Consider the following 1,590-nt stretch of genomic DNA (forward strand, 5'->3'; position numbering starts at 1 on the left):
CTGGTACTGCGCCACAAAGACAAAGGTATTCTTAAGGTCGATCAACTCAGTGACGGTATCAAGAACATGCTGGCAATGGTGGCAGACATTGCTTACAGGTGTAGCCATCTGAACTCACATTTTGGTAAGGACGCAGCGAAGCTCAGCAAAGGTATCGTATTGATCGATGAAGTTGATATGCACCTGCACCCGAAATGGCAGCAAACAGTGATTGAAGGGCTGACCAACGCCTTCCCCAACATTCAGTTCATTGTTACCACTCACAGTCCACAGGTATTGAGCACTATCGACAAGGAGAGTATTCGAATCATCCGCGAGGGCAAAGTCGTTCAACCAGCTATCGATACTCGTGGCGAAGAAAGCAAAGTAATTCTTGAAGATCTGATGCATGTGCCTTCACGCCCAAAAGACACTATGTCAGAAAAGTTGAAAACCTACCTTGAGCACATCAACCGGGGGAATATCAACAGCAGGACCACTCAGGAGCAGCGCAAAGAGCTTGAAGCACATTATGCCAGCCACAGTCAGCTGTGAACCTGCTGAACTCAAGCGCAATAACCAGTATGATGCTTCATTATTCATCAAACCGACTGAGCAGGATTGCCTGCGCTTGCAGCGTGAGCGTGGCGATATGATCAGGGAGGGTTTGGAAATCATCAGCGATCTTGCCGATGACAACTATGCCTTGAAGTGCTTTCTTCACCTTGAAATCAGTGAAATAGCGACCAGCAAGCTGTTTGCCTTTCATACGACAAGATGCCAGTTTTTCCAGGATTTAGCGTAAATGCATCCAATCAAAACGCCTAAAAAACTCATAGAGGTGGCATTGCCGCTTGATGATATCAATGCCGCATGTCGCCACGAAAAGCAACCAGGAATTGGGGCTCACCCAAGAGGGTTGCACCAATGGTGGGCTCGAAGACCTCTACCTGCTGCACGTGCAGTAATTTTTGCACAATTGGTAAATGATCCAGGATTTGAAATTGGAGGTGGTTTTCGTCGCGGGGTAAATAAAAAAGAAGCGGAAATCAAGCGAGAGCAACTATTTGATATCATCCGTGATCTGGTGAAATGGGAAAACACTAATAACCAAGAGGTGCTTAACCGGGCTAGGGAAGCAATCTGGGAATCCTGGAGAGAGACCTGTGAACTGAACAAGAAGCATCCACAGGCTGCAGAACTGTTTAACCCAGAGAAGCTACCAGCCTTCCATGACCCCTTTGCTGGTGGTGGTGCTATTCCTCTGGAAGCTCAACGACTTGGGATGGAAAGTTACGCCAGTGATTTGAACCCAGTCGCAGTGATGATTAACAAAGCGATGATTGAAATCCCACCGAAATTTTCGGGACAGACCCCTGTAGGTCCGCAGATATCGAGTGACAAGCAACAAAAATTGCATGAAGACTGGTCTGGTGCGAGAGGGCTTGCTGAAGATGTGCGCCGCTACGGGCACTGGATACATGAACAAGCCACAAAGCAGATCGGAAATTTGTATCCAAAGGTATTAATTACTGAAGACATGGTAGCTGAACGGGATGATTTGAAGCCTTACCTAGGTGATGAATTGACAGTTATTACATGGCTGTGGGC

General features: G+C 47.2%; 3 protein-coding genes. 2 read left to right on the top strand and 1 reads right to left on the bottom strand.

The window, feature by feature from the left end:
• A partial coding sequence (locus KDK17_RS15285; protein WP_257288436.1) for an AAA family ATPase occupies positions 1 to 534 on the top strand: 534 nt, incomplete at its 5' end.
• A 40-nt stretch (positions 535 to 574) separates the two neighbouring features.
• Here the strand turns inward: KDK17_RS15285 and KDK17_RS15290 are convergent.
• The gene (locus KDK17_RS15290; protein ID WP_257288437.1) at positions 575 to 748 is read right to left on the bottom strand and encodes a hypothetical protein; all 174 of its coding nucleotides are present in this window, start codon (positions 746 to 748) and stop codon (positions 575 to 577) included.
• Positions 749 to 784: 36 nt separating this feature from the next.
• On the opposite strand from KDK17_RS15290, the gene KDK17_RS15295 reads away from it, so the two are divergent.
• Positions 785 to 1,590 (top strand): DUF1156 domain-containing protein (locus tag KDK17_RS15295; RefSeq protein ID WP_257288438.1); only part of this gene is annotated, 806 nt, incomplete at its 3' end.

The sequence above is a fragment of the Endozoicomonas sp. SESOKO2 genome (genome assembly GCF_024606245.1).
Classification (GTDB): domain Bacteria; phylum Pseudomonadota; class Gammaproteobacteria; order Pseudomonadales; family Endozoicomonadaceae; genus Endozoicomonas_A.